The 6,161-nt window shown below is 38.4% G+C and carries 5 protein-coding genes and 1 pseudogene; all 6 read left to right on the forward strand.

The features are described 5' to 3' along the window. The first annotated feature begins 226 nt into the window (after positions 1-226). The 6 genes and pseudogenes from tnpA to H6A27_RS13715 all read left to right on the forward strand — a co-directional run bounded on the left by tnpA (position 227) and on the right by H6A27_RS13715 (position 6,066). Positions 227-550: an IS66 family insertion sequence element accessory protein TnpA gene (tnpA, locus tag H6A27_RS13690; protein WP_204509087.1), complete on the forward strand. Its 324-nt coding sequence runs from the start codon at positions 227-229 to the stop codon at positions 548-550. Further along, the gene (gene tnpB, locus H6A27_RS13695) at positions 543-911 is read left to right on the forward strand and encodes an IS66 family insertion sequence element accessory protein TnpB (RefSeq protein ID WP_204509088.1); all 369 of its coding nucleotides are present in this window, start codon (positions 543-545) and stop codon (positions 909-911) included. The genes tnpA and tnpB overlap by 8 nt, the downstream gene beginning before the upstream one ends. A gap of 89 nt (positions 912-1,000) precedes the next feature. Beyond that, positions 1,001-2,383: pseudogene (gene tnpC, locus H6A27_RS13700) on the forward strand (IS66 family transposase); the annotation flags it as partial. 154 nt (positions 2,384-2,537) lie between these two features. Further along, positions 2,538-4,091, forward strand: coding sequence for a tyrosine-type recombinase/integrase (locus H6A27_RS13705; RefSeq protein WP_204463084.1), 1,554 nt, complete (start codon positions 2,538-2,540; stop codon positions 4,089-4,091). Further along, positions 4,088-5,029 carry a tyrosine-type recombinase/integrase gene (locus H6A27_RS13710; protein WP_162608582.1) on the forward strand — a complete coding sequence of 314 codons (942 nt, stop codon included), beginning with the start codon at positions 4,088-4,090 and terminating at the stop codon, positions 5,027-5,029. The genes H6A27_RS13705 and H6A27_RS13710 overlap by 4 nt, the downstream gene beginning before the upstream one ends. Positions 5,030-5,031: 2 nt before the next feature. Then, positions 5,032-6,066: a site-specific integrase gene (locus H6A27_RS13715; protein WP_022232157.1), complete on the forward strand. Its 1,035-nt coding sequence runs from the start codon at positions 5,032-5,034 to the stop codon at positions 6,064-6,066. The last annotated feature ends 95 nt before the right edge of the window (positions 6,067-6,161 follow it).

Raw genomic sequence — 6,161 nt, forward strand, 5'->3', positions numbered from 1 at the left:
AATTGTCGGGAAGATTAGCGCACTTACAATCCTGCAATATATTAACTATAAAAATGAGAAACCCATTGGTAGAGTTAAATATGCGCTAATTTAATTCCGCCAACGAGTAATATAATAATCTTTATGTCAAAGGGATTATTTGTAAGCATTCGAACAAATGCACCTTTTATAGTTTGAGGTTTGGTTGTAGCTTTGCGGTAGCGAATACAATCAAACCTCAATTATTATGAACAGACAAGAATTTGAAGAATTAGCATTGCAGGTGCAACAAAGCAACCTGCCGTTGAAGTCGTACCTTCAACAGATAGGTGTAAGTTATTCGACCTATCACTACTGGCGTAAAAAATGTTCCGTTGAGAGGAACAGTATCAAACAAGAGTTGGCTCCCATCAGTTTTAAACAGGCAGTTACGGAGTCTTCCCAAGAAGAACAATTTCCGCATGGTGTGGCACTGCTGTTTCCCAATGGCCTTCGTGCCCACTTCGGGAGCGGTTCCGAAGAGATATTGATGGAAGTATTGACCCAAAGTCTTCGAGGCGGCCATGTTTAACCTGAACGACACGATGCGCTACTTCCTGTGTCCAGGCAGGACAGATATGCGTAAAGGTATCAGTTCGCTGTGCGGAGTGGTACATGAGAAAATGAAGAGTGAAGTGAAGAACGGTGATGTCTTCATCTTCATCGGCTCCAGCCGCAGGCTCATGAAACTGCTTCATGCCGAAGACGGAGGCATGGTGATGTATGTAAAACGCCTGGAGGCCGGTCGCTTCAAACTGCCGGAGTATGATCCGGAATCGGACAGCTATCCCATGGAGTGGCGTGACCTGGTGATGATGGTTGAAGGTATACAGGAGAATCCGGAACAGAGGCTCCGACGGCTGAGAGCCGAACGTAAGGAATACCATGTATGACATGCTTTCCAGTGTGAATAAAAGTACGGATATTGTTGCATAATTCGCTATTATTTAGTATATTTACATCAATAAATAAGGTACGGACAATGGAAGAAAAGGCAATATTACTCAAGACGATAGAAGGGCTGAATGCCTCTATAGCTTCATTGTCTGCCACCAATAAAAATCAGGCGGAACAGATTAGGAATCTGCAGGAACGTATCAAAGAGCTGACGGCTCAGGTCGCATGGCTGAACCGTCAGCTCTTTGGGCGTAAATCGGAGAAGCTCCGCATATATGACCCCAATATACCCGACCTGTTTGCTGATGAGTTTGCCGGACTCCGGCAACAGGCGGAAGAAAAACGGGACGAGGCTGTGGAGAAGATTGAAAAGGAATCTACAGAAATCCGGAAGCAGAAGCGTCAGAACCGCAAAATGCTGGAGGAGCTGCCCGTACTCGAAACCGAAGTTATAGAACCGGCCGGTGTGGACCTGTCCTTGTACCGTAAAATTGGCGAAGAGGTAACCAAAATCGTCAAACACAAACCGGGTATGCTTTATGTCAAGGTAATCATCCGTCCCAAATATGCGCTCAGGGACAGCACCCTGCTTCCTCCGGCTGGACAGAAAGGCGTAGAGATAGCTCCCATGCCGCTGATGCCCGTTGACAAATGTATCGCTGACACCAGTCTGCTTGCCGAGATACTGCTTCAGAAATATGAATATCATGTCCCGTTCTACCGTCAGATACAACAGTACCGCCATCTTGGAATGAAAGGCCTGACCGAAAGTACGTTGGACGGATGGTTCAAGAAAACTGTGGAACTGCTTAAACCTCTGTATGAAGAACTCAAACGGGAAGTCTTCTCCTATGACTATGTACAGGCGGACGAGACTACCGTTCCGGTCATCAACCGGGAAAAGCACAGGGCCGACAAGGAATATCTCTGGATGGTAAGGTCGGTCATGGAGAAACTGGTCATCTTCCATTACGATGAAGGATCGCGGGCCGGAGCGGTCATCGAATCCCTGACAAATCAATATCACTTCAAGGGTTATCTTCAATGCGACGGTTTTGCAGGCTATGAAACAGCCTTCAAGACCAATCCCGACGTGCGGCTGCTCAATTGTCTGGTACATATCCGCCGGCATTTTGAACAGGCACTTGATGAAAACAGGGAGATGGCCGAACATGGACTGACCCAGATACAGCATATATACAGGATTGAGCATTGCTGCGATAAGGCCGGCTTGTCGTACGATGAACGAAAGGCAAAGCGCCGGGAACTGGCCGGACCTGTCATGGATGCCATGAAGGTATGGATGGAAACGGAAGGCATCAAGTACAGTCCCAACTCCCAGGCCGGAAAAGCCATCACGTATGCCTATACCCGATGGGACAACATGATGAGATGCCTGGAGGACGGACGCCTGCTTTGGGATAATAATCTGGCCGAAAATGCCATCCGGCCGATAACTCTGGGACGGTTATGTAGTGTACAACATAACCTACCTTATGTTGGCATTATATTTATGTTGGCATAATAGAATAAAATATTGTAAATCAATCTATAAGAAATTTTTTTTCACTACATAAAATTACGCATATTTTTATGGGACCTCAAATGGAACCACAAACAATATGCTGGAATTATTATTTAAAAGTGAATCAAATCTCCTTAAGCATAGAGGTGTTCCTCTATTAAAGGAAAGAGAAGATTTTCTCGTTAGGAAGCAATCGGAAGGATGCCAAACAAGAGAATTGCAAATTCTTGCATCTCTTTTACTAGAAACTGTAAATATCTTATCTCTTAAGGATAAAGATAAGTCTATTATCACTCTGGATGAGATCTTAGAAAAAAGTTCTCTTTTCAGGAATCAGAAGCAAATCAAATTCTTCATCAGTACAACCATCAATTGGTTAAATGAAATAGGGCGTCTCGACCTGAGGTATTGTGATCATAATTTACTATTCAATCATTTTAGCACAATATGCCATTATCGCATTAGGTATATTACCTATCCCATGTATCACGAAAGACTGTCTTATTTAAATTATATGCAGTCACTTGGAATGTCATTTAATAGACTTCGGGAACATGCAGAAATGCAACTCCATATTATAGATGAATTAGGAATAAGTGAAAAAAAGATAATACACCAACATGTCTTAGACAAGACAATTATTAGGTTAGCTGCGTATAACAGTCTTAAATGGATGAAAACCTTTAAAGCGGTTTCAATAAAATGGCTAAGTTTTATTGGTATACTTGAACGTTCTCAAGAGCAACTCCCACGTGATAATGATTTAATTATTGAATATATTAATTGGTCTAAATCAATGAAAGGACTTTCTGATATTACATTAAAAGGAAGACATTCAAGGATAAATGATTTCTCTTTCTTTATTCAGGATAAAACAGACTTGGCTCATTTAAATATTTCTGTGATTGACGAATATATACAGTATAGACACAACGCAGGATGTTGCAAACGAACTCTTTCTCTCCTTACAACAAATATCAGAGAGTACGTAAAATTCTTAAACTTCAAAGGAATCTGTGATATTTGTGTAGAAGGAATACGCCATCCTAAAGAGTACAGTTTATCAACATTGCCCTCTGCACCTTCTTGGGATATTGTAGAGAAATTGTTGTCCTTTTATGATACCTCTACAATAGTAGGCAAACGTAATACCGCGATATTAGCCCTACTTTCAATTTATGGCTTAAGAACGAGTGAGGTCACAAGACTTAAATTGAGAGACATAGATTGGGATAAAAGACAGCTATGTTTCTATCATGTAAAAAATGGGCATGTGCAAAGCTTACCATTATCACCGTATGTCTACAATCTTTTAATTGATTATATCGTAAATGGAAGGGACAATAAAAGAAAAGTTGAGGAGGTTTTTATGACTACATTCATGCCATATAAGTCTTTAACAAGATCATGCATTTATAAGATTGTTTCGGATGCATACAAAGGACTTAAAATACCAATCAACATAAAACACATTGGTGGACATTCTTTGCGCCATGCGTGTGCTTCCAATCTAATCAACAATGGTGTTTCTTTAAAAGAAATCGGGGACATCCTGGGTCATCGATTACAAGATACAACCAGAATCTATTCAAAAATAGATATTACTAATCTGCGCAAAGTCTCACAAATAGAATGGGAGGTCATGTTATGAATATAAAAGAAGCCATTCATCTCTATCTTTCCTATAAGGAAAGTTTGGGAGAAAAGATTAGAGATGTAAGATATTTATTATTGCGTTTTGAGAGATATATAAATCCTATTGTTGAACTTGATGAGATTAAAGAAACAGACTGCCAGAACTTCTTAAACTGTAAAGGACGTAAAAATAATAATTATACTCGGTATTGGGATTATCAATTCTGCAAGCTTGAACGCTTCTTCGTGTGGGCATTTTCCAGAAAGTTTATACATTCTATCCCGTTACCCAAAATCCGTCCTACAATCAGACATGATTTTACACCGTATATATATAGTACGGATGAATTGAATAAAATTTTTGCTACTGCACTTTGTTACCGACAACGATATAATATTGAATATCCGTATGTCATACAAACAATGTTGAAATTAACTTACTGTCTTGGTTTGCGTTCTGGTGAAACGACACGACTATTAGTTGAAGATATAGATCTAAATAATGATTTGTTATATATCAATGAAACGAAATTCCATAAGAGTAGACTGGTTACAGCAAACGCTCCAGTTATGAAAATGCTAAAATTATATCTTGACTGGCGAAAGAGTATAGTAAAAGAAAATCATTTTGTCAACAATCATTTATTCCTTGATAAAAGAGGGAATGGAGTACCTCAACATGAATTACAACAAGCATTCCGTCTTATTTGTACTAAAGCAAATATTGTTCGTAAAGATGGTAAAAATGTGCGTCTCCATGATCTCAGGCACAGTTTCGCCACTCACAGATTAGTAAAATGGTATAAAGAAGGGGCGGATGTCCAAACTTTATTACCTGTATTATCTACTTACCTAGGACATAGTCATTTAGAAGATACATCAATATATCTTTCAATGACTCACGAACTATTAGACAAAGCAAATATCCGTTTTAAAACTTATGTAGAATCTTGATTATGAATAAATCTGATGAAAAATTATTAGTTGGGTATTGGTTAAAACTTTATCTGGCAGACTATCTTCCTATTATTAAAAATGGATCCCAGAATACAATCAAAAGCTATAGCTATTGTTTCTGTCAATTATTGAGTTTTATAAAATCAAAGGGACTTGTTGTCTCTAAGCTTAAAATAGAAGACTTGACATTAAACATTATATCCGATTTTTTAAATAGTATAGAAGTAGTCCAAAAGTGTTCTGTTACAACTAGAAATCTAAGATTAGCCGCTATACGTAGCTTTGCTAAGTACGTATCGTCAGTTGAGCCCCAATATCTATTATGGTATTCAAGGTTGAAATATATACCGAATAAAAAGGAAAATATTAAAACCTTTGAAGGTGCTGCACAACCTAAAATCCATTATCTTGAGAAAGAAGAAATGCAGGTATTGTTAAATGCACCTGATAAAACTACGAAGCAAGGGATGAGAGACTATGTACTTTTAATGTTTATGTATAATACAGGAACCAGAGCATCTGAGGTTGTTAATGTTAAAATCTCAGATATACATATCGGTTCTCCAAACACAGTTTCGGTTGTATATGTTCGTGGAAAAGGGAATAAAACAAGACCATGTCCACTATGGGATACGACAGTGAAACTTATTGAACCTTTTCTACATAGATCCAAGGATGATGCTGTATTCCTTAATAAATATGGTAATCCAATCACAAGGTTTGGAATATATGAACTAGTAACCAAATATGCAGCAAAAGCGGCTGAATTAATGCCTAGCATAGCTAAAAAGAATGTCAGTCCACATACAATAAGACACTCAACGGCAACTCATTTGTTGGAATCTGGTGTAGATATTAATACAATTCGTTCATGGCTAGGGCATGTTTCTATAAATACCACAAACATCTATGCTGAGACAAACTTAAAGATGAAAGCAAAAGCTATAGAATCTTGTAATTTGAATAATCCAGACTTGAAAGTAAAACCAATAACGGATCAGTCTATTATTACTTTCTTAAAATCTTTACAGTAATATATTTTATGTTGGCATCAAAAAAGGTAAAAGTACTGTTAATTATGGACTTTAATTATGATGCCAACATAAATATAATGCCAACATAAGGACGG

It is taken from the genome of Bacteroides caecigallinarum (assembly GCF_016902295.1).
Lineage (GTDB): Bacteria > Bacteroidota > Bacteroidia > Bacteroidales > Bacteroidaceae > Phocaeicola > Phocaeicola caecigallinarum_A.